The sequence below is a fragment of the Streptomyces spongiicola genome (assembly GCF_003122365.1).
Classification (GTDB): domain Bacteria; phylum Actinomycetota; class Actinomycetes; order Streptomycetales; family Streptomycetaceae; genus Streptomyces; species Streptomyces spongiicola.
Map to the genome: position 1 here is coordinate 820717 of NZ_CP029254.1, position 19948 is coordinate 840664.

At 73.3% G+C, this 19948-nt stretch carries 18 protein-coding genes; 10 read left to right on the top strand and 8 right to left on the bottom strand.

Going from position 1 to position 19948, the window contains the following annotated elements; genetic code table 11:
* Nucleotides 1-45 precede the first annotated feature (45 nt).
* Nucleotides 46-276 carry a hypothetical protein gene (locus tag DDQ41_RS03470; RefSeq protein ID WP_109293145.1) on the top strand — a complete coding sequence of 77 codons (231 nt, stop codon included), beginning with the start codon at nt 46-48 and terminating at the stop codon, nt 274-276.
* Nucleotides 277-392: 116 nt separating this feature from the next.
* Entirely contained in the window at nt 393-1964 is a 1572-nt protein-coding gene (locus tag DDQ41_RS03475) for a hypothetical protein (RefSeq protein ID WP_109293146.1), read from the top strand.
* Nucleotides 1965-2079: 115 nt separating this feature from the next.
* On the opposite strand, the gene erpA is transcribed toward DDQ41_RS03475, so the two are convergent.
* Nucleotides 2080-2436, bottom strand: coding sequence for an iron-sulfur cluster insertion protein ErpA (gene erpA, locus DDQ41_RS03480; RefSeq protein ID WP_093660113.1), 357 nt, complete (start codon nt 2434-2436; stop codon nt 2080-2082).
* 298 nt (nt 2437-2734) lie between these two features.
* Between erpA and nadA the strand changes: the two genes are divergently transcribed.
* Nucleotides 2735-3955: a quinolinate synthase NadA gene (gene nadA / locus DDQ41_RS03490; protein WP_373995524.1), complete on the top strand. Its 1221-nt coding sequence runs from the start codon at nt 2735-2737 to the stop codon at nt 3953-3955.
* Between the two features lie 472 nt (nt 3956-4427).
* On the opposite strand, the gene DDQ41_RS03495 is transcribed toward nadA, so the two are convergent.
* From DDQ41_RS03495 to DDQ41_RS03510, 4 genes are all read right to left on the bottom strand, one after another.
* Nucleotides 4428-5111, bottom strand: coding sequence for a response regulator (locus DDQ41_RS03495; protein WP_109293149.1), 684 nt, complete (start codon nt 5109-5111; stop codon nt 4428-4430).
* Entirely contained in the window at nt 5108-6430 is a 1323-nt protein-coding gene (locus tag DDQ41_RS03500) for a sensor histidine kinase (protein ID WP_109293150.1), read from the bottom strand. The genes DDQ41_RS03495 and DDQ41_RS03500 overlap by 4 nt, the downstream gene beginning before the upstream one ends.
* Nucleotides 6431-6781: 351 nt before the next feature.
* On the bottom strand, nt 6782-7060 hold the full coding sequence (gene pspAA, locus DDQ41_RS03505) for a PspA-associated protein PspAA (protein WP_109293151.1): 279 nt from the start codon (nt 7058-7060) through the stop codon (nt 6782-6784).
* Between the two features lie 12 nt (nt 7061-7072).
* Nucleotides 7073-7900, bottom strand: a complete 828-nt coding sequence (locus tag DDQ41_RS03510; RefSeq protein ID WP_172607887.1) for a PspA/IM30 family protein — start codon at nt 7898-7900, stop codon at nt 7073-7075.
* Nucleotides 7901-8194: 294 nt separating this feature from the next.
* Between DDQ41_RS03510 and DDQ41_RS03520 the strand changes: the two genes are divergently transcribed.
* The 4 genes from DDQ41_RS03520 to DDQ41_RS03535 all read left to right on the top strand — a co-directional run bounded on the left by DDQ41_RS03520 (nt 8195) and on the right by DDQ41_RS03535 (nt 13579).
* Nucleotides 8195-8791, top strand: a complete 597-nt coding sequence (locus DDQ41_RS03520) for a DUF3043 domain-containing protein (protein ID WP_109293152.1) — start codon at nt 8195-8197, stop codon at nt 8789-8791.
* Between the two features lie 230 nt (nt 8792-9021).
* Complete coding sequence (locus DDQ41_RS03525; protein ID WP_109293153.1) at nt 9022-10347, top strand: IS4 family transposase; 1326 nt, start codon at nt 9022-9024, stop codon at nt 10345-10347.
* Nucleotides 10348-10632: 285 nt separating this feature from the next.
* A complete protein-coding gene (locus tag DDQ41_RS03530; RefSeq protein WP_109293154.1) occupies nt 10633-11343 on the top strand; it encodes a class I SAM-dependent methyltransferase in 711 nt (236 codons plus the stop codon).
* 418 nt (nt 11344-11761) lie between these two features.
* Nucleotides 11762-13579, top strand: coding sequence for an ABC transporter ATP-binding protein (locus tag DDQ41_RS03535; protein ID WP_109297514.1), 1818 nt, complete (start codon nt 11762-11764; stop codon nt 13577-13579).
* 247 nt (nt 13580-13826) lie between these two features.
* Here the strand turns inward: DDQ41_RS03535 and DDQ41_RS03540 are convergent, their stop codons facing one another.
* Entirely contained in the window at nt 13827-14033 is a 207-nt protein-coding gene (locus tag DDQ41_RS03540; RefSeq protein ID WP_017949892.1) for a hypothetical protein, read from the bottom strand.
* 116 nt (nt 14034-14149) lie between these two features.
* Between DDQ41_RS03540 and DDQ41_RS03545 the strand changes: the two genes are divergently transcribed.
* A complete protein-coding gene (locus tag DDQ41_RS03545; RefSeq protein WP_167450233.1) occupies nt 14150-15349 on the top strand; it encodes a bifunctional adenosylcobinamide kinase/adenosylcobinamide-phosphate guanylyltransferase in 1200 nt (399 codons plus the stop codon).
* An 83-nt stretch (nt 15350-15432) separates the two neighbouring features.
* A complete protein-coding gene (gene cobT / locus DDQ41_RS03550) occupies nt 15433-16611 on the top strand; it encodes a nicotinate-nucleotide--dimethylbenzimidazole phosphoribosyltransferase (RefSeq protein WP_109293156.1) in 1179 nt (392 codons plus the stop codon).
* A gap of 636 nt (nt 16612-17247) precedes the next feature.
* On the opposite strand, the gene DDQ41_RS03555 is transcribed toward cobT, so the two are convergent.
* The gene (locus DDQ41_RS03555) at nt 17248-18036 is read right to left on the bottom strand and encodes a hypothetical protein (RefSeq protein WP_109293157.1); all 789 of its coding nucleotides are present in this window, start codon (nt 18034-18036) and stop codon (nt 17248-17250) included.
* Nucleotides 18037-18095: 59 nt separating this feature from the next.
* Here DDQ41_RS03555 and DDQ41_RS03560 point away from each other — a divergent pair, with 59 nt between their 5' ends.
* Nucleotides 18096-18899: an adenosylcobinamide-GDP ribazoletransferase gene (locus DDQ41_RS03560; RefSeq protein WP_373995525.1), complete on the top strand. Its 804-nt coding sequence runs from the start codon at nt 18096-18098 to the stop codon at nt 18897-18899.
* Between the two features lie 241 nt (nt 18900-19140).
* On the opposite strand, the gene DDQ41_RS03565 is transcribed toward DDQ41_RS03560, so the two are convergent.
* Complete coding sequence (locus DDQ41_RS03565) at nt 19141-19944, bottom strand: endo alpha-1,4 polygalactosaminidase (RefSeq protein ID WP_109293159.1); 804 nt, start codon at nt 19942-19944, stop codon at nt 19141-19143.
* Nucleotides 19945-19948: the final 4 nt, after the last annotated feature.

Genomic DNA, 19948 nt, shown 5'->3' on the forward strand with positions numbered 1-19948 from the left:
ATAGTAGGTCTTTTACCTCAGCGTTACCCTGCGTACGGTGCCGATATGCCTAACCCCACGTCGCACGTCACCCTCCACGAGCGCCGCCCGGCCGGGCTCGGGCAGATCGACATCAGCCTGGCCGAGCTGCGCGGCGACAGCGCGCGGATGGCGCCGCACTGGGTGGCGCCACCGGTGACCCCGGCCGACCCGGTGCACCCTTCGCTGATCCACGGGGTCGTCGTCGGCCCCGCCTCCGCGCGGCTGGTCGGCTCGATGCCCGGGTACGGCGACTGACACGCGCCCCCGAACGCTCCGCTACCCCCGCACGGCGCACTCCGGGAACCGCGCGCTCCCCCACTCCGTCCCATGGATGCCCCCGATGAACCGGGTCCGTCCGAAGGAGCGATGCGGTGAGCAGCACAGAGCGCCCCCAGAACAGCGCCGACGGCGCCGGAGGTCCCGAGGGCGGAGCGGTCCGCCGTCTTCGGCGATCTCCGCTGGCCGTCGCGTCCGTGGCAGCCGCGGTCCTGGTCGCGGGGGGTGGCGGGACCTGGTTCGCCGCGACCGCCCTCGACGGCGGGGGCGGGGTCCGAGGCGGGGACGGGGGCGCCGCACCGGGAACCGGCCCCGAGCCCCCGCCACTGGCGCTGGACGGCGCCACGGGCATCGCCGTCGGCGAGCCCGGGCCCTACGGCGTGCGGTACCGGGCGCAGGGCGGACTCCCGGACGGCCCCGGCTCCGCCCGCCTCCACGAGGTGAACGGGACCGTCGGAAAGGCGCAGGTCGAGGCGCTGGCCGAGGCCCTCGGTGTGCCGGGCGAGCCGCTGCTGCGGGGCGACGTGTGGAAGGCCGGTGCGGACGGGGACGCCGGCGGCCCGATGCTTCAGGTGAACCGGCAGGCCCCGGGCACCTGGACGTTCAGCGCCTTCGGGCCGCCCAAGGGCGACGACTGCGCCGGGGGCAAGGACGTGTGCGATCCCCCCGCGACCGGCCCGGCCGCGCCCCGGCCGCCGAACGCGCCGGCGGTGAGCGAGGCCGCCGCGAAGAAGGCGGCCGCCCCCGTGCTGGCGGCGCTGGGGCTGGGCGACGCGAGGCTGGACGCGAGGCAGGTGCTGGGTGCGCACCGCGTCGTGCGCGCCGACCCGCTGGTCGGCGGTCTGCCGACGTACGGCTGGTCCACCAGCGTCCATGTGGCCGCCGACGGCACGATCGGGAACGGCAGCGGGCAGCTGGTGCGGCCCGCCGCGGGCCCGGAGTACCCGGTGGTCGGTGCCGAGGAGGCGCTGAAGCGGCTGAACGCCGAGCGCTCGGCCGGCGGCCCGGTCGGCATCGGGGGGTGCGCGACGCCCGGACCGCTGGCCGAGGGGAAGCCGCCTGAGGAGAAGCCGGCCGAGGGAAAGCCGGCCGAGGGGAAGCCGGCCGAGGGGAAGCCGGCCGCGCCGTGCGAGCCGGAGAGCGGTGCGCCGGTTCCCGCCGAGGTGGTGAAGGTCACCGGAGCCGAGTTCGGGCTGGCGGTGCGCTCGCTGGAGGGACGGCCCGCCCTCGTTCCCTCGTGGCTGTTCGCGACGGAATCGAGGACCGGCGCACCGGGTGCCACGGTCGTCTTTCCCGCCGTGGCACCGGAGTACCTGAAGTCCGCCGCCGAGCGGCCGCCCGCGCCGCCGGCCACCGCCGTACCCTCCCCGCCCGACGACTCGAAGCTCCCGGAGACCTCGATCCGGTCCGTGGAGTCGTACGCCGTGGCGAAGGACGGGCGCACCCTGACCCTGCGCTTCTGGGGCGGGGTGTGCAGCACCTACTCGGCGGAGGCGGAGGAGACCGGCAGCGAGGTGAAGGTGAAGATCATCGTGTCCCGGCCGGATCCCGGGCGGGTCTGCATCCTGATCGCCAAGGAGCTGACCGAGGAGGTCACGCTGAGCGAACCGCTGGGTGACCGCATCGTGGTCGACGAGGAGAGCGGCGACGCCGTGCCCCGCAGGTGAGCGGGCGTCCGGCGGTCCTGCGGGTCCGCCCGGTCCGGTCCGCAGTCCGGTCCGGTAGTCCGGCGGTCTGGTCCAGTCCGGTAGTCCGGCGGGCCGGGCGGAAGGTTCGGCCGACTCAGCTGAAGGAGTCGCCGCAGGCGCAGGAGCCCGTCGCGTTCGGGTTGTCGATCGTGAAGCCCTGCTTCTCGATCGTGTCGACGAAGTCGATGGAGGCCCCACCGAGGTACGGCGCGCTCATGCGGTCGGTGACGACCCTCACCCCGTCGAACTCCTTGACGACGTCGCCGTCGAGCGAGCGCTCGTCGAAGAAGAGCTGGTAGCGCAGGCCGGAACAGCCACCGGGCTGAACCGCGACACGCAGCGCCAGGTCGTCCCGGCCCTCCTGCTCCAGCAGGGACTTCACCTTGGCGGCGGCGGCGTCGGACAGGAGGATGCCGTCGCTCACGGTGGTGGTCTCGTCCGATACGGACATCTGCTTCTCTCCCGGGTTGTACGGACACTGCTTGCCGACGTTGGCAACCGGCTGGGCCCCGGATTCATTCCGGACCGGCCCTGGCTTTTCCCTTTCATGCTCGCACATGCCCTCCCTCCGGGTCATCGACCAGTGGACGGCTCGGCACCGGGAATTGCGTCACATCGACACTATGGACATCGTCAAAGTGACGTGAAGCGGTTATGATAGATAGCGTCAAATAGACGAAAAGGCTCTCCGGTGCACCTCGGCGAGCCACCGGACGCGGCTCCGCCGCCCCGATCGAAGAGTAGAAAGGGTGCGTGACGTGACCACCGCCCAGCCCTCCCTCACCGCGCCGGACGCAGCGGGAGGCTCCCAGGATGTCCAGCCGACACCGCTCGCCCTGCTGCTGCTCGGCCGCGAAGCCGACCCCAGGAGCGAGCGGGGCGTCGAGTGCCCCGGTGACCTTCCCTCCCCGTCCGACCCGGACCTGGTGGAGCGCGCCCGTGCGGCGAAGGAGAAGCTCGGCGACAAGGTGTTCGTGCTGGGCCACCACTACCAGCGCGACGAGGTCATCCAGTTCGCGGACGTCACCGGCGACTCCTTCAAGCTCGCGAGGGACGCGGCGGCCCGGCCGGAGGCCGAGTACATCGTCTTCTGCGGTGTGCACTTCATGGCCGAGTCGGCGGACATCCTCACCGGCGACGACCAGAAGGTCGTCCTCCCCGACCTCGCCGCCGGCTGCTCGATGGCCGACATGGCCACGGCCGAGCAGGTCGCCGAGTGCTGGGACGTCCTCACCGAGGCGGGCGTCGCGGAGCGGACGGTGCCCGTCTCGTACATGAACTCCTCCGCGGACATCAAGGCCTTCACCGGCAAGCACGGCGGCACGATATGCACGTCGTCGAACGCCAGGCGGGCGCTGGAATGGGCCTTCGAACAGGGCGAGAAGGTCCTCTTCCTGCCCGACCAGCACCTCGGCCGGAACACGGCGGTCCGCGACATGGGCATGTCCCTGGACGACTGCGTCGTCTACAACCCGCACAGGCCGAACGGCGGACTCACCGCCGAGCAACTGCGCGACGCGAAGATGATCCTGTGGCGCGGCCACTGCTCGGTGCACGGCCGCTTCTCGCTGGATTCCGTCAACGACGTCCGCGAGCGCGTTCCGGGGGTGAACGTCCTGGTCCACCCGGAGTGCAAGCACGAGGTCGTCGCCGCGGCGGACTACGTGGGCTCCACGGAGTACATCATCAGGACGCTGGAGGCCGCCCCCGCGGGCTCCGCGTGGGCGATCGGCACGGAGCTGAACCTGGTACGCCGTCTGGCGAACCGTTTCGCCTCGGAGGGCAAGAAGATCGTCTTCCTCGACAAGACGGTCTGCTTCTGCTCGACGATGAACCGGATCGACCTGCCGCACCTGGTGTGGGCGCTGGAGTCCCTGGCGGAGGGAAACCTGGTCAACCGGATCCAGGTCGACTCCGAGACGGAGAGCTTCGCCAAGCTGGCCCTCGAGCGCATGCTGGCGCTTCCCTGACCGTGACGGGCCCGCCCGTGTGCGCGGGCCCCCCGTCGCCCCGGCACCTGCTCGCCAGATGCCGGGGCGACACCGCCCCCGCCGGGCCCGGCATCCGCGCGAGCGGACCAGAGCCACCAGGACGTGACGCGGGGGCCGGCAGGACGCCCGGGGGTGGTGCCCCCGCACCGGGACGACGGCGTTCCCACCGAGGCGGCGGGGGTCCCGGGTCGCCGCCCACGGCCGCGTACGCGGGGTGAAGCGGAGCACTCTCAGCGCGTCCCCCATGTCGGCGCCACCCGCGCCCGTGTACGCGGGGTGAAACGGCTTCCGGTGGGGGCCCTGCCGGGGTGAAGCCCTGCCGCATGGAGTGCTTCCGCGTGAAGCCCTGCCGCATGGAGTGCTTCCGCGTGGAGTGCTTCCGCGTGGAGTGCTTCCGCGTGAAGCCCTGCCGCGTGGAGTGCTGCCGCGTGAAGCCCTGCCGCGTGGCGACTCAATCCGCCCCTGGGCGTACCAGACCCGACTCGTACGCGATGACCACCAGCTGCGCCCGGTCGCGGGCGCCGAGCTTCGCCATCGAGCGGTTCACATGCGTCTTGACGGTGAGCGGGCTGACCTCCAGCAGCCCGGCGATCTCGTCGTTGGGGTGTCCGCCGGCGACGAGGACGAGGACCTCGCGTTCCCGGCCGGTCAGCGCGGCCAGCCGCTCCGCGTACAGCCCGGAGTCCTGGTGCCCCGGACCTCCGCCCTGGGCCAGGAACTCGGCGATCAGGCCCTTGGTCGCCGCGGGCGAGAGCAGGGCGTCGCCGGCGGCGGCGATCCGGACGGCGTTCAGCATGTCCACGGGTTCCGCGCCCTTGCCGAGGAAACCGGAGGCCCCGGCCCGCAGCGACTGCACGACGTACTCGTCCACCTCGAACGTCGTCAGCATCACCACCCGCACCCCGGCGAGTCCGGGGTCGGCGCTGATCATGCGGGTGGCGGCGAGACCGTCCGTGCCGGGCATCCGGATGTCCATGAGGACGACATCGGGGCGGGCCGAGCGGGCCAGCTCCACGGCCTGGGCTCCGTCCGCGGCCTCTCCCACGACCTCCATGTCGGGCTCGGAGTCCACCAGCACCCTGAACGCGCTGCGCAGCAGGGCCTGGTCGTCGGCGAGCAGCACCCTGATGGTCATCCGTCCACGTTCCCCTCCGCGTCCGCCTCGACCGGCAGTATCGCCTGCACCCGGAAGCCGCCTCCGTAGCGGGGGCCCGCGATCAGGGTGCCGCCGAGGGCCGTGACGCGCTCGCGCATACCGACCAGTCCGTGCCCGCCGCTGCCGCCTCCGGCCACCGGTTCGCCGCCCGCGCCGTCGGCACTGCCCGTGCCGTTCATGTTGTTCGTGCCGTTCATGCCGTCCGCGCCCTCCGGCCCGGGTCCGGCGGGGCGGCCGTCGTCGAGGACGGTGACCTCCACGGCCCCGACCACCCGGACGACGCTCACCTCGGCCTTCGCCGCGGCCCCGGCATGCTTGCGCACATTGGTGAGCGCCTCCTGCACGATCCGGTACGCGGCGAGGTCGACGGCGGCGGGCAGCTCGGCGCCCCGGTCGGTACGTGCCAGCCGGACCGGCATCCCGGACCGCCGGAAGCCGTCGAGCAGCGGCTCGAGGACGGCGAGTCCCGGCGCGGGCTCGGTCGGCGCCGCCGGGTCGCCGGACTGCCGGAGCAGACCGACCGTGGCCCGTAGCTCGTTCAGCGCCGAACGGCTCGCCTCCCGCACCTGGGACAGGGCCTCCTTGGCCTGGTCGGGCCGCCTGTCCATGACGTGTGCCGCCACTCCTGCCTGCACGTTGACCAGAGCGATGTGATGGGCGACGACGTCGTGGAGGTCTCGGGCGATCCGCAGCCGCTCCTCGGCCACCCGGCGGCGGGCCTCCTCCTCCCGGGTCCGCTCGGCCCGCTCGGCCCGCTCCCGCATGGCGTCGACGAAGGCGCGCCGGCTCCTCACGGCGTCGCCGGCGGCGGACGCCATGCCGGTCCACGCGAAGAGCCCCAGGTTCTCCTGGCTGTACCAGGGCGCGGAGCTGAACAGCACGGCCGCCCCGGTCAGCACGGTCATGGCCGGCAGGCCGACCCGCCAGGTCGTCGGGCGGTCGGTGCGGGACGCCACCGTGTAGAGGCCGACCACCACGGACATGGCGACGGGCGCGGGCGGATCGCCGGAGACGAGTTCGGCGACGCACAGGGCCCCGGTGACCGCGACCACGGGCACGGGGCGCACACGCCGGAACACCAGAGCCCCGGCGGCCGTCACCATCAGCAGCAGACTGCGGACCTCGGGTGTGCGGGTGCCGAAAGTCGGCCCGTGGGGCCCGTGGGGGTCGGCGAACGACGCGGCGACCATGCAGAGGAGCACCGCGGCCGCGAGGCCGGCGTCGAACGCCGTCGGATGCGCACTGAGCCAGGAGCGCGTCGGTGCGAGCCGGCTGAATCCGGCCAGAGATGCGGTCACGTCAGGCAACGGTACGGGGTCGGCCGGGACGGGAGGCGGGCCGCGCCCGCCCCGGGGCGCAAGGGGGCGTAAGGCAGCGCAAGGGGCGCACTGCGGGGCGTGCGGGAGGTACGCAGGCGTGCGGGAGGTACGCAGGCGTGCGGGTGGTACGCGGCTGACGGGCGCGGACATACGACCGCCCGGAAGGCGACGGGCCGGACCGGGCCGGGGACGTACGGCCGCCGGAAAGGACGGGCCGGGGACGGGACGTACGGGGACGTACAGGCCCGGCCGGGAACGCCGGGTCCCCGGCCCGGCCGGAGCGTCGTCCGGGCGCGGGCCGTGGCCGGGGGACAGAAGCCCGGACCGGGCTCAGCCCGGGATGAGGCCGCCGTCGCTGAGCATGGCGCGGACCTCGTCGAGGGTCGCGTCCGGGGCGGGCAGGATCAGCTCGGAGGGCTCGAGGGCGTCGTCCGCGAGCGGTGCCCCGCAGCGGCGCACCTCGTCGAGCAGGGCGCCCAGAGTACGGCGGAAGCCTTCCGCGTCACCCGTCTCCATCTCGGCGAGCAGCTCGTCGTCGAGCTTGTTCAGCTCGTCGAAGTGGCTGTCCTCCAAGGTCCACTGCCCCTCCCCCATGATCCGTACGATCATGACGCGCCGTCCCTACTGCTTGTCGAACTTGTGCCGGGTACTGCCCTGGGCCTGGTCCTGCGCCGAGGCGTCGCCGCCCTCGATGGCCTGCTGCCGGGTGCCGCCGCCCTCGGAGCCGATGGCCTGCTGGGAGGTGCCCCCGGCCAGCTCGGCCTTCATCCGCTGGAGTTCCAGCTCGACGTCGGTGCCTCCGGAGATGCGGTCCAGCTCCGCGGCGATGTCGTCCTTCGCCATCCCGGTCGGGTCGTCCAGCGCACCGGACGCCAGAAGCTCGTCGATGGCCCCGGCCCGGGCCTGCAACTGGGCGGTCTTGTCCTCGGCCCGCTGGACCGCCAGACCCACGTCGCCCATCTCCTCGGAGATCCCGGAGAACGCCTCGCCGATCCGGGTCTGCGCCTGGGCGGCGGTGTAGGTGGCCTTGATCGTCTCCTTCTTCGTACGGAAGGCGTCCACCTTGGCCTGCAGCCGCTGGGCGGCGAGGGTGAGTTTCTCCTCCTCGCCCTGGAGGGTCTCGTGCTGCGTCTGCAGATCGGTGACCTGCTGCTGCAGCGCGGCACGCCGGGACAACGCCTCGCGCGCCAGGTCCTCGCGGCCCAGCGCCAGCGCCTTGCGGCCCTGGTCCTCCAGCTTGGAGGACTGGCTCTGGAGCTGGTTGAGCTGCAGTTCCAGGCGCTTGCGGGAGGTCGCCACGTCGGCGACACCACGACGGACCTTCTGCAGCAGCTCCAGCTGTTTCTGGTACGAGTAATCGAGGGTCTCGCGCGGATCCTCGGCCCGGTCAAGGGCCTTGTTTGCCTTCGCGCGGAAGATCATCCCCATACGCTTCATGACACCGCTCATGGGCTTCGCGCGCCCCCTTCTGACGGAACTCAGCTCCAGCTTCTCCAGAACCCACAGTACGGGCCCTGCATCCATTACCGCACTGTTCGGGCGCCGATGCGCTCATCCCCGAGGACGACCTGCGGGCCGCTTCGCTCCCGCGCAGGGAGTAGGTGGCCGTCAGGGGGCCGCGGAGGCGCCGTCCCGTGCACGCTGCTTCTGCTTCTGCTTCTGCCCCTTGCAGACGAGTGCCGTTGCCGGATCGTTCCCCAGGGGGCTGGGGCTGCCGCCCGCCACCCCGTACCCTTGTGTTTTGTGTTCCGTAGCCGTTCCAACGAAGAGAAGGCCCCCACCGACAAGGTGACGGCGGACCTCTCCAAGCAGCCCCGCGACCCCGAGGCCCCCAAGGGCCGCCCGACCCCCAAGCGCAGCGAGGCCCAGACCCAGCGCCGCCGGGCGCAGTCGGCCCCCCTCGACCGCAAGGCGGCCATGCGCCGCCAGCGCGAGGCGCGCCGAGCCGATCTGGCCAAGCAGCGCGAGGCACTGGCCGGTGGCGACGAGCGCTATCTGCCGGTCCGCGACAAGGGTCCGGTGCGCCGCTTCGTCCGCGACTTCGTGGACTCGCGCTTCTGCGTCGCCGAGTTCTTCCTGCCCCTGGCCGTGGTGATCCTGGTGCTCTCCATGGTCCGCGTGCCCCAGTTGCAGAACATCGCAATGCTGCTGTGGCTCGGTGTGATCGTGATGATCGTGGTCGACTCGATCGGCCTCTGGATCCGGCTCAAGAAGCAGCTGAACGAGCGATTCCCCAACGAGCCGAAGCGCGGCGCGGTGGCCTACGGCCTCATGCGCACGCTCCAGATGCGCCGGCTGCGGCTGCCCAAGCCCCAGGTCAAGCGCGGAGAGCGGCCCTGAGCGCGAGCGTCTCCCCGACATCCGAGCGATCCGAGCCGTCCGAGCCGCCCGCGCTAGCCGCAAGGCCGTTCAGTTTGCGGATGGGTGGGGTTGTCCAGGGTCCGTAAGCTGCGGTTTCGCGGACATGAGGAGCGGAGCCCCGGTAGAACTGGCAGTCGACCAAGACAAGCCGTTCACAAGGACCGGAGGCTCCGCTGTCCGGACAGTGTGCCATCACTCGTGTCGTCACGGTGGCCGGAGGCCGGTTCGCACCCGGTCATCTCGGTGAACTCACCCAGTGCATCCCCTTCGAAATGGTCGACGAGGCATTGAAGGCCACGGGCAGGGTCCAGGAGCGGCTGCGGGACCTGCCATCCCGGGTGGTCGTCTACCTGCTGCTGGCCGGGTGCCTGTTCCCGGAGGTCGGATACCTCGGGGTCTGGCGCAAGCTCACCGGCGCTCTGGCCGGTCTGCCACTGGCCGCGCCGTCGGCAAGCGCGCTGGCCCAGGCCCGCCGCCGTATCGGCGCCACACCGCTGAAATGGCTGTTCGACCTGCTGAAAGGCCCGGTGGCCGGGCCACGGACACCGGGAGCATGGTGGCACGGTCTGCTGGTGATCGCGCTCGACGGCACCACCCTGACGGTCCCCGACACCCCTGCCGTCCTGACCCGGTTCACCAAGCAGGCGGGCAACCACGGCGGGACCGGCTACCCGCAGGTCCGCCTGCTGACCCTGGTCGCCTGCGGCACCCGCACCCTCATCGACGCGGTCTTCGGACCCACCACATCGGGTGAGACCACCCACGCCCCGCGCCTGCTGCCCAGCCTGCGGCCGGGGATGATCCTGCTGGCCGACCGCAACTTCGCCGCCCAGGGGCTGATCAACGACATCGCGGCCACCGGGGCCGAGGTCCTGGTCCGGCTCAAGAACGGCCGCCGGATGCCGATCCTGGCCCGCTACCGGGACGGCTCCTACCTCTCCGCCCTCGGCCCGGTACCCGTGCGCGTCGTCGACTGCGAGATCACCATCACCACCACCGCCGGGAAACACACCGGCCTCTACCGGCTCGCCACCACTCTGCTCGACCACCACCGCCACCCCGCCGGTGAACTGGCCATGCTCTACCACCAGCGCTGGGAGATCGAAACCGCCTACCTGGAACTGAAATCGACCATCCTCGGCGGCCGGGTCCTGCGCGCCCGCACCCCCGAGGGCATCGACCAGGAGATCTACGCCCTGCTGGTGGTCCACCAACTGCTGCGGACCGCCATGGCGGACGCCACCAGCACCCAGCCCGGCACCGACCCGGACCGGGCCGGCTTCTCCATCGCCTGGCAGGCCGCCCGCGACCAGCTCGTCCTGGCCGCGGGCATCATCGCCGACCCGGTCGTCGACCTCGTCGGCATCATCGGTCGGCACGTCCTGGCCGGCCTGCTGCCCCAGCGGCGGCTACGGGTCAGCCCCCGCATCGTCAAACGCGCCATCTCGAAGTACCAGGCACGAGGGCCCTGTATCGACCGGACCAGCTACAAGGCCACCACCGGCATCGAGATCCTCGCAGCCGCAGGCCCTTGACGACACGGCCCAGCCGCAAACTTCACGGCCTTGGCGCTAGCCGAGGACCACGGGCCGTTCGGGGACCACGGGCCATCCGGGGATTCCGGGCGGTCCGGGCATTCCCAGGGGTCCGGGCAGTGCACGGAATCCGAGCAAGCCGAGAGACCTCACGGACCCGGGAAGCACGAGGGACCCGGGAAGCACGAGGGACCCGGCAGGGGCGACGTCTCCGGTTTCGCAAACGGCGCCGCCGCCTGGCTCAGGGGTCTCGGCGGACTGCGCAACACGGTTCGGCAGGAACTCGTGGCACGGCAGCTCGACGAGCAGTTGGCCGCCCGCTTCCCCGTCGGGCAGCGGCTGCGCGTCCTCGACGTCGGCATGGGGCAGGGCACCCAGGCGCTGCGTCTCGCCCGGGCCGGGCACAAGGTCACCGGTCTGGAGTCCGACCCGGACCTGCTGCGGGTCGCCCGGGAGGCCCTGGCGCACGAGCCGGAGGGCATCCGGGAACGCTTCAGGGCGATCGAGGGCGACGGCCGTGAGACCGGCGTGCACTTCCTGCCCGGTTCGTTCGACGTGGTGCTGTGCCACGGTGTGCTGATGTACGTCGAGGACCGCGACGCCATGCTGGCGGGCCTGGCCCGGATGCTGGCGCCCGGCGGTCTGCTGTCCCTGCTGGTACGGAACGCGGACGCGCTGGCGCTGCGGCCGGGGCTGGCGGGCGACTGGGAGACGGCGCTGACCTCCTTCGACACGGACACGTACACCAACCGCCTCGGCCTCCGGGTGCGCGGGGACCGGCTCGCGTCGCTGACCGCGACCCTGGCCGGGATCGCCGCTCCCCTGCACACCTGGTACGGGGTGCGGGTCTTCACGGACAGCGTGGCGGACGACGCGGAGCCGCCGTCCGGGGAGGAACTGACCCGGCTGCTCGCGGCCGAGGACCGAGCGGGCCGGACGGAGCCGTACCGCTCGGTGGCGGCGCTGCTGCACCTCTGCGGAGTGCGCGGCAGCTAGAGTGCGGCCCCGCGTTCGGCAGCCCCCGCACGGGCGGTCGCCACACGGGCGGTCGCCACACGGGCCCCCTTCACCGTGTGCTCCCCGCGCCTTCGACGGGCCGTCCGCCCGGGCCGACCGGCCCCTGAGGCCGGCCTTCCGCGCGTTCGGCGGGCGGAGGGACGCGGGCACGGGATGGGCGCCGGCGTCCTGGGGTGCTCGGACAGCAGCCCTGCCTCGGGTCACCTCGGGTCACCTCGGGTCACCTCCGGCCACCGGGTCGCCGGGTCACCAGGTCGCCTCGGGTCGGGTCGGGTCGGGTCGGGTCGGGTACGGGCGCGGTGACTCGCCCCGGAACTCGTCCCGGCGCCGGCTCAGGTGACCGGGCCGCTGAGGCGTCCGTCCCCTTGTGACCACCAACGCATCGGACGTGTCCGCGATGGACACCCCCCGTCTCCCCGCCCGCGAGACCTTCCGGGCGCTCTACCGCCATTTCCGGCCCCATCGCTGGACCGTCGCGTTCGGGGCCCTCCTCGCCCTCCTCGGGGCCGCGAGCGGGCTACTCCAACCACTGGCCGCGAAGGCCCTGGTGGACCGGCTCGGCGCGGGCCAGTCCATCAACGGGATCCTGCTGGTGCTCACCGCCCTCGTGGTCCTGGGCACCGCGATCCACGCCGTCGGCGCCTATGTGCTGGAGCGCACCGCCGAGTCGGTCGTGCTGGCCGCCCGCCGAACGCTCGTCGGCCGACTGCTGAGACTGCGGCTGCCCGAGGTGGAGCGGACCCAGCCGGGCGACCTGATGTCCCGGGTCACCTCGGACACCACTCTGCTGCGCGCCGTGACCACCCGGTCGATCGTCTCGGCGTTCACCGGGTCCCTCTCCTTCGTCGCGACGCTCGTGATGATGGCGGTCATGGACGCCGTGCTGCTCGGTGTCACCGTGGGGGTGATCGTTCTGATCGGCGGCTCCGTCGCGCTGGCGATGCCCAGGATCGCGCTGGCCACACAGCGGGCGCAGGAGGCGGTCGGGGAGATCTCCACCGTGCTGGAGCGGGTGTTCGGCGCGTTCCGCACGGTCAAGGCGTCGGGCGCCGAGGAGCGTGAGACCGCCGTCGTGGAGGCGGCGGCGCGGCGGGCGTGGCGGTACGGCGTGCGAACGGCCAAGTGGCAGTCGGTCGCCGGCTCGTCGGTGGGGCTCGCCGTGCAGGTCTCGTTCCTCGCGGTGCTGGGCATCGGTGGGGCGCGGGTCGCGTCGGGGGCGATATCCGTTTCCACGCTGATGGCGTTCCTGCTCTATCTCTTCTATCTGATCGAGCCCGTGACGGATCTGGTCGAGGCGGCGTCCCAGTACCAGATGGGTTCGGCGGCGGTCGCCCGCATCGCGGAGGCGGAGCGGCTGGAGACGGAGGAACTGGATCCGGTCGGCCCCGACAGGCCGCGCACACCCCGTGAGGCCACGTCCGCGCGGTACGGGACCCCGCCCGTACCCCACGGGACCCCGCCCGTAGCCCAGGAGGCCGCGTCCGTGCGGTTCGAGGACGTCTCCTTCAGGTACCGGGACGATCTGCCGTATGTCCACCGCGGCGTCGGCTTCGAGGTCGCCGGCGCCGGTATGACGGCGTTCGTCGGCCCCTCGGGAGCGGGCAAGACGACGGTCTTCGGTCTTGTCGAGCGGTTCTACGAGGCGACCGGCGGCCGGGTGCTGGTCGACGGGCGGGACGTGAGGGACTGGCCGCTGACCGAACTGCGCGCCGCCATCGGCTACGTGGAGCAGGACGCGCCGGTGCTGGCCGGAACGCTGAGGGAGAACCTGGTGTTCGCCGCACCCGGCGCGACGGAGGACGAGATCCGGGACGTCCTCGTACGGGCCAGGCTGGACGGGCTCGTGGAACGGCTGCCGGACGGTCTGGAGACGGTGGTCGGGCACCGCGGCTCCAAGCTGTCGGGCGGCGAGCGCCAGCGGGTGGCGATAGCGCGGGCGCTGCTGCGCCGGCCCCGGCTGCTGCTCCTCGACGAGGCGACGTCGCAGCTCGACGCGGTCAACGAACTGGCGCTCCGGGACGTCGTCGCCGAGATCGCCCGCGAGGTGACGGTGCTGGTGGTCGCACACCGGCTCTCCACCGTGACACTGGCCGACCGGATCGTCGTGATGGACGCGGGGCGGGTTCGTGCGGTCGGCACCCATGCCCGGCTGGTGACGGAGGACCCGCTGTACGGGGAACTGGCGGCGACGCAGTTCCTGTCATCGGCCCGCTGACGACGGCGTCCCGCGGAAACCGGCCCGCGGGCACGGAGCACCGGGCAGGGGGCAGGGGGCAGAGGGGGCAGGGCACCGGCCGGCAGGCACCGGGCGCGGCCACGGACCGGCCCCGGGAAGGCCACGGCCCACCGCGCCGCGTCGGCGGAGCGGCGGGCCGTGACCGTGGCCGGTGGCCGATGGCCGTGGCCGTGACCGTGGCCGTGACCGTGGCCGATGGCCGCGAGGATCAGCCCTCGGCGCGTCCTCAGCCCTCGGCGTGCAGGCTCATGGGGCCGTAGACGCGGCCGCCGTCCTCGTAGAGGAAGACCTGGTCGGCGCCGCCCTCCCGGAGTTCGCGCCAGACCTCGCCGATCCAGGACTCGGCATCCCCCTGGGTGCTGAACTCCTCCGGTTCGACGGCCGGCTGGACCTCCGTCCCGTCGGACTTCTCGAACCGCCACGTCCATGCCATGTGCGCCTCCTGGTCCCACCACGTGACCGCGGTGCCGATCGTCCCTGCCGATCACCTTGCTGCCCGCAGCGTAGCCGGGCGCGCACCCGGCGCGGAGACGCGGGAAGATCGTGACCGTGGAACTGACTCTGCTCGGCACCGGAGCCCCCACCGGGCTCCCCCGCCCCGACTGCCCCTGCGCCGTATGCGCCACCGCCCGCGGCGACCGGGCGCGCGCCGCGACGGCCCTGCTCGTGGACGGCGCGCTGCTGCTCGACCTGACGCCCGGTGCCGCGCTCGCGGCCGCCCGCGCGGGCCGTTCACTCGTGGGCGTACGGCAGGTACTGCTGTCGCACCCGCACACCGGGCCCGCGGTGGAGCTGCCCGCGGGGCTTCCGGCGGCCGGACGGGTGCCGGACGGCCAGGAGCTGACGCTGATCAGCGGTCACCGGGTGCGGGCCGTGGCCCTGGACTCGCCGGGCACCGGCTACGAGGTGGCCTCACTCGACGGGGAGCGGCTGCTGTACCTGCCGCCGGGCGGGGGGCCGGCCGGGGCCACCGACGGCGACCCGCTCCCCTACGACATGGTCGTGGCCGATGTGCTGGGGCGGCCGGACGGCCTGGCGAAGCTGCGGGCGAGGGGCGCGGTCGGTCCCACCACCGACGTGATCGCCGTCCACATCGACCACGACGCGCTGCCCGGCCCCGAGCTGGACCGGCGGCTTTGCGCCTCGGGGGCCCGGACCGTGCCGGACGGCACGACGCTGTACGTGGGCGAGTACCAGGACGTACCGGACGTGCCCCGGCGCACCCTCGTCACCGGCGGTGCGCGGTCCGGGAAGTCCCTGGAGGCCGAGCGGCGGCTGGAGACGTTCCCCGGCGTGGTGTACGTGGCGACGAGCGGGACGCGCCGCGACGACACCGAGTGGGCGGAACGGGTAGCCGCCCACCGTGAGCGCCGGCCGGGGAGCTGGCGGACCCTGGAGACCTGCGACCTGGTCCCGCTGCTGACCGGGAGCGGACCGCCGCTGCTGATCGACTGCCTGGCGCTGTGGCTGACGGACGCGATGGACCGGGTGGGCGCCTGGGACGACGCGCGCTGGGAGGCGGCCGGCCGCACGGCTCTGCGCCGGCGCACGGCCGCCCTCGTCGAGGCTCTGCGCGGTACGCGCCGTACGGTCGTCGCCGTGACCAACGAGGTCGGTTCGGGCATCGTCCCCGCGACCGCCTCGGGCCGTCGATTCCGCGACGAACTGGGCCGTCTGAACGCCTCCTTCGCCGCCGAGTGCGAGCATGTGGTGCTGATGGTGGCGGGGCAGGCGATGCCACTGCGATAGCGCGGTTCGGAGGGTTCCCACCCGCCCGGCCCCGACGCGGCCCGGGCGCCGAACACCGCGCGCGTGCCGGTACTGTTCGGCGAATGAGCTCGCTGAATCTCGACGACTTCTCCGACCTGATCGAGCGCCCCGACAGCGGTGTGCGGCGCGACGCCGCGGAACGCCGGGAGCGGCTGGCCGTGCCGCCTGGCGCTCTGGGCCGGCTGGACGAGCTGGGTGAGTGGCTGGCGGCGGCGCAGGGAGCCGTGCCGGTACGGGCCGTCGAACGGCCCCGGGTGGTGCTGTTCGCCGGCGACCACGGGGTGGCGGAGCTGGGTGTCTCCGGCCGGGCCGCGGGGACCGCGCACGAGCTGGTGCGGTCCGTGCTGGACGGGGTGAGCCCCGTCGCGGTGCTGGCCCGGCGGGCGGGCGTGCCGGTGCGGGTCGTTGACGCCGGCCTGGACTGCGACCCGGACCTGCTGCCCAAGGACGTCGTCCGGCACCGGGTGCGGCGCGGGAGCGGGCGGATCGACGCCGGGGACGCGCTCACCCGGGAGGAGGCCGAGCAGGCGGTACGCCTCGGGGTGGCGATCGCCGACGAGGAGGCGGACGCCGGCACCGACCTGGTCGTGCTCGGCGATCTCAGCGTGGGCGGTACCACCCCCGCCGCCACGCTCGTGGCCGCGCTGTGCGGCACGGACGCCTCAGTCGTCACCGGCCGCGGCGGCGCCGGCATCGACGATCTGGCGTGGATGCGCAAGTGCGCGGCGATCCGCGACTCGCTGCGCCGGGCCCGGCCCGTGCTGGGCGACCAGCTGGCGCTGCTGACGGCCGTGGGCGGCGCGGATCTGGCCGCGACGACCGGGTTCCTGCTACAGGCCGCGGTGCGGCGGATGCCGGTGATCCTGGACGGGGTCGTGTCGGCGGCGTGCGCCCTCGTCGCCCAGCGGGCGGCGTTCCGGGCGCCGGACTGGTGGCTGGCGGGTCAGGTCAGCGGGGAGCCGGCCCAGGCGAAGGCGCTCGACCGGATGGCCCTGGAGCCGCTGCTCGACCACGGGGTCACCGCCGGGGAGGGCACCGGCGCCCTTCTCGCGCTCCCCCTGGTCCAGGCGGCCGCCGCGCTCGCGGCCGAGCTGCCGGAGCGTGCGACCGCCGCGGGGAGCGGCACCGCAGGCGGTACCGGGGACGGCACAGGAGACGGTACCGGGGGCGGCACAGAGGTCTCGGGCCCGGCCGGGTCCGGAAGCGAGAACCCGGCCGCCGCCGACGGCGACAGCCGCTGAAGCGACAGCCCGACCGCCGGCAGCGGCCCGGCCGGGTGACAACCGCGGTCGATGAGGAACCGGCGCCAGGCGGGGACGGGACGGAGCAGGCGTACGGGACGGACGGGGCAGGCGGGCGTACCGGACGGACGGGGTGTACAGGACGGACGGGGAAGGCGGACGTACCGGACGGACGGGGAAGGCGGGCGTACCGGACGGACGGGGTGTACAGGACGGACGGGGAAGGCGGACGTACGGGACGGACGGGGAAGGCGGGCGTACCGGACGGACGGGGTGTACAGGACGGACGGGGAAGGCGGACGTACGGGACGGGCGGGGCAGGCGGCAGGGCGGCAGGGTTGGAGCCGTAGGGGGCTCTCGGCGGGTTTCGTGGTCGGCCTTCGGACGCCGGACCTCGACGGCCAGGCCTCCGGCGACCCAGCGGTCTCGGCGGTCTCGGCGACCTCGGCCCGGTCCGGCAGCCGTAGTTCGGTGCGCCGGGCGGCGATGGTGAACCCCGACAGCAGGGCGGTGGCGTCCCGGCGGCCGCAGGCCTGGTGGTGTCGACGGACACGAGCGTCTTCCGGAGCGCGGCGGCGGTGGACGGGAGCGACGTTCGCAGCACGCCTCGGTGGCGACCTGTGCGGCGGTCTGCCCTCAGCGCGTTTCGCGGTCCCTGCCCGGGCCGGCGGGACCGGCCGCGGGCAGCCGGTCCGGGGCACCGCCGATCAGGTCCTGGATCTTGCGGCGCGGCCCGCTCCAGCGCCTGTCGTGGCGGAAGGCCCGCAGCATCGCCCTGGCCCGGGAGCGCGGGCGGTGCCGGTAGAGGCGCCTGGCCCACGGTGAGGTGGGCCTGGCCAGCCGCAGGGCGCCGACGATCGCGACGAACGGCACCAGGGTGCCGATGATCGCCATACGCGGCTTGCCCTTGAAGAGGGAGATCAGGACGAACATGAAGTTGACGGCGAGGGTCAGCAGGAAGGCCCGCCGGTCGTCGCGCTCCTCCTCGGACAGGTCGTTCACGCCGAGGGGTGCGAAGCCGCCGAGGGCGAGCAGCAGCAGGGCGGTGGTGAGGACGACGACCTCGACGCTCTTGCGCCCTTCCTCGGTCCAGTAGACGTCGTCCAGATGGAGGATCAGCGCGAACTCGTCCAGGACGAGTCCCGCGCCCACCCCGAAGACCACGGCGAACACCACGGTTCCGGCGCCGGTGTGCTGACTGCTGGCGACCGAGCCGAAGCCGCCGATCACGGTGAGGACGACTCCGGGCACCACATGGTGGATATGGAGTCCGCCGGCCCTGACGTTGCCGAACGGCCCCTTGCCCGCCCGGATCATCCTGGTGACGATCCGGGTGATCAGAAAGGTCAGGACGAACGAGGCCAGCGCGAGGAGCAGCGGGAGCTTCCCGGGCTCCAGGATGTTGCGGTAAAACCAGTGACCCATGCCACCCGCTCCCGTTTTGTCCGTCATGCGCAATTTACCGTCGTGGTGCACCGGCTACGCTGCGCGCGGTGAACTCCCACAACACACCCGGTCTCGCGGGCCTACGGTTCGCCTTCGGCACCCTCACCGTGCTGCCCGTCCGCGTGAGCCGCTGGGACCGCGACTGCGCGGGCGCGGGGATGCGCTGGGCCCCGCTCGCCGGACTCGCCGTCGGTCTCTGCGCGGGGGCCGCGGGCGGACTGCTCCTGCTGCTGGGCGCCGGTCCGCTGCTCGCCGCGGTGGCCTCCGCCGCCGTGCCCGCGGTCCTCACCCGCGGTCTGCACCTGGACGGCCTCGCCGACACCGCGGACGGACTGGGCAGCGGCCGACCCGCCGAGGACGCGCTGCGGATCATGAAGCAGTCGGACATCGGGCCGTTCGGAGTCCTCGCCCTGGTGTTCGTACTGCTGGCCCAGGTCGCGGCGCTGTACGAGCTCTACGGGCGCGGCTGGGGGTACGGGGCGACGGCGGCGGCGGTCGCCGGCGCCGCCGCCCGGCTCGCGCTCACGCTCGCCGCCCGCTCCGGCGTCCCGGCGGCACGGCCCGAGGGGTTGGGCGCCATGGTCGCGGCCACCGTGCCGGCGCGGCAGGCACTGGGCATCGCGCTGCTGGTCACGGCCGGTTTCGCCGCCTGGGGGACGCTGTTCGGCGGGTACGGGGCGCCGCGGCTCGCCCTGGCCGTGCTCGCCGGGGCCGCCGCCGCCGAACTGCTGCTGCGGCACTGCGTGCGACGCTTCGGCGGGGTCACCGGCGACGTGTTCGGAGGGGTCGCGGAGACGGCGGCGACGGCTGCGCTGATCGCGCTCGCCGTCGGGTTCCGGTAGCCCGTCGCGCGGCCCACCGGGCCGCCGCGACCCACCGGGCATTCGGGATCCACCGAATACCCGCGGCCCACCGGACATCCGCGGCCCGCCGACAGACCCACCGGACGGCCGCCGCCCTACCCAGACATCCGCAGCTCTACCGGACATCCGCGGCCCGCCGGCAGACCCACCGGACATGCGCGACTCGCCGACAGACCCACCGGACGGCCGCGGCCCGCCCGGCTTCCGCGGTCCGTCCGCCTCAGCAGGGCTGGCGCCAGGCGTCCAGCTCGTAGCGCTTGCGCATCGAACTCAGCCCGAGCTGCCGCGACCGGGGGCAGAAGCGGCTCGTCGGCACCTCGTACTCGACGTGGAACACGGCCTTGCCCGCCTCGACGAACGGTGTCAGCGCCTCGCACTCCGCGTACTGGGCGCACTGCTCGTTGACCGCGAAGTCGAAGTCGCCGACGAGGGCCGGGATCTGGTCGAGGTCGTTCTTCAGCCCGACGGCCAGCCCCCGCTCATGGGCCATCCGGGCGATCAGCCGGTTGTAGCGGAGCTGGTCGCCCGCGGTGAGGGGGAAGCCGGTGTCGTTGGCGTAGCCGTCCATGTTGTCCGGCTCGATCGCGTCGAAGCCCTTGTCCCGGCACATGTCGAAGCGCCTGGCCATCAGCGGCTCCAGGACGTCCGTGCGGCGGATGTCGAGCCAGCGCTCCCCCTCCCAGCCGTTGCCCTTGCCCAGCAGTTCCGCGGGGAACTCGTCCGCGTCGGGGCGGAACTCCTCCCAGGCGCCGGTTGACAGATAGCAGATCACTTTGCGGCCGCGCCGCTGGAGGTCGGCGACCGTGGACCCCGGGTGCTCGAAGCCGTCGATGTCGTACACCGGGACGTCCACGGTCGTGTCCAGACGGCCGCCGAGCTGCCACTGCCACGGTGTCCCCGGCCCCGGCCGCCAACGGGTGGTGCGCGGGGGCGCGGAGTCGTCGGGGGCCGAGGTGCAGCCGGCCAGCAGCACCAGGGCCACCAGCGGCAGCAGCAGGCTTCGTGTCCGGGCCGGCAGGCTCATGATC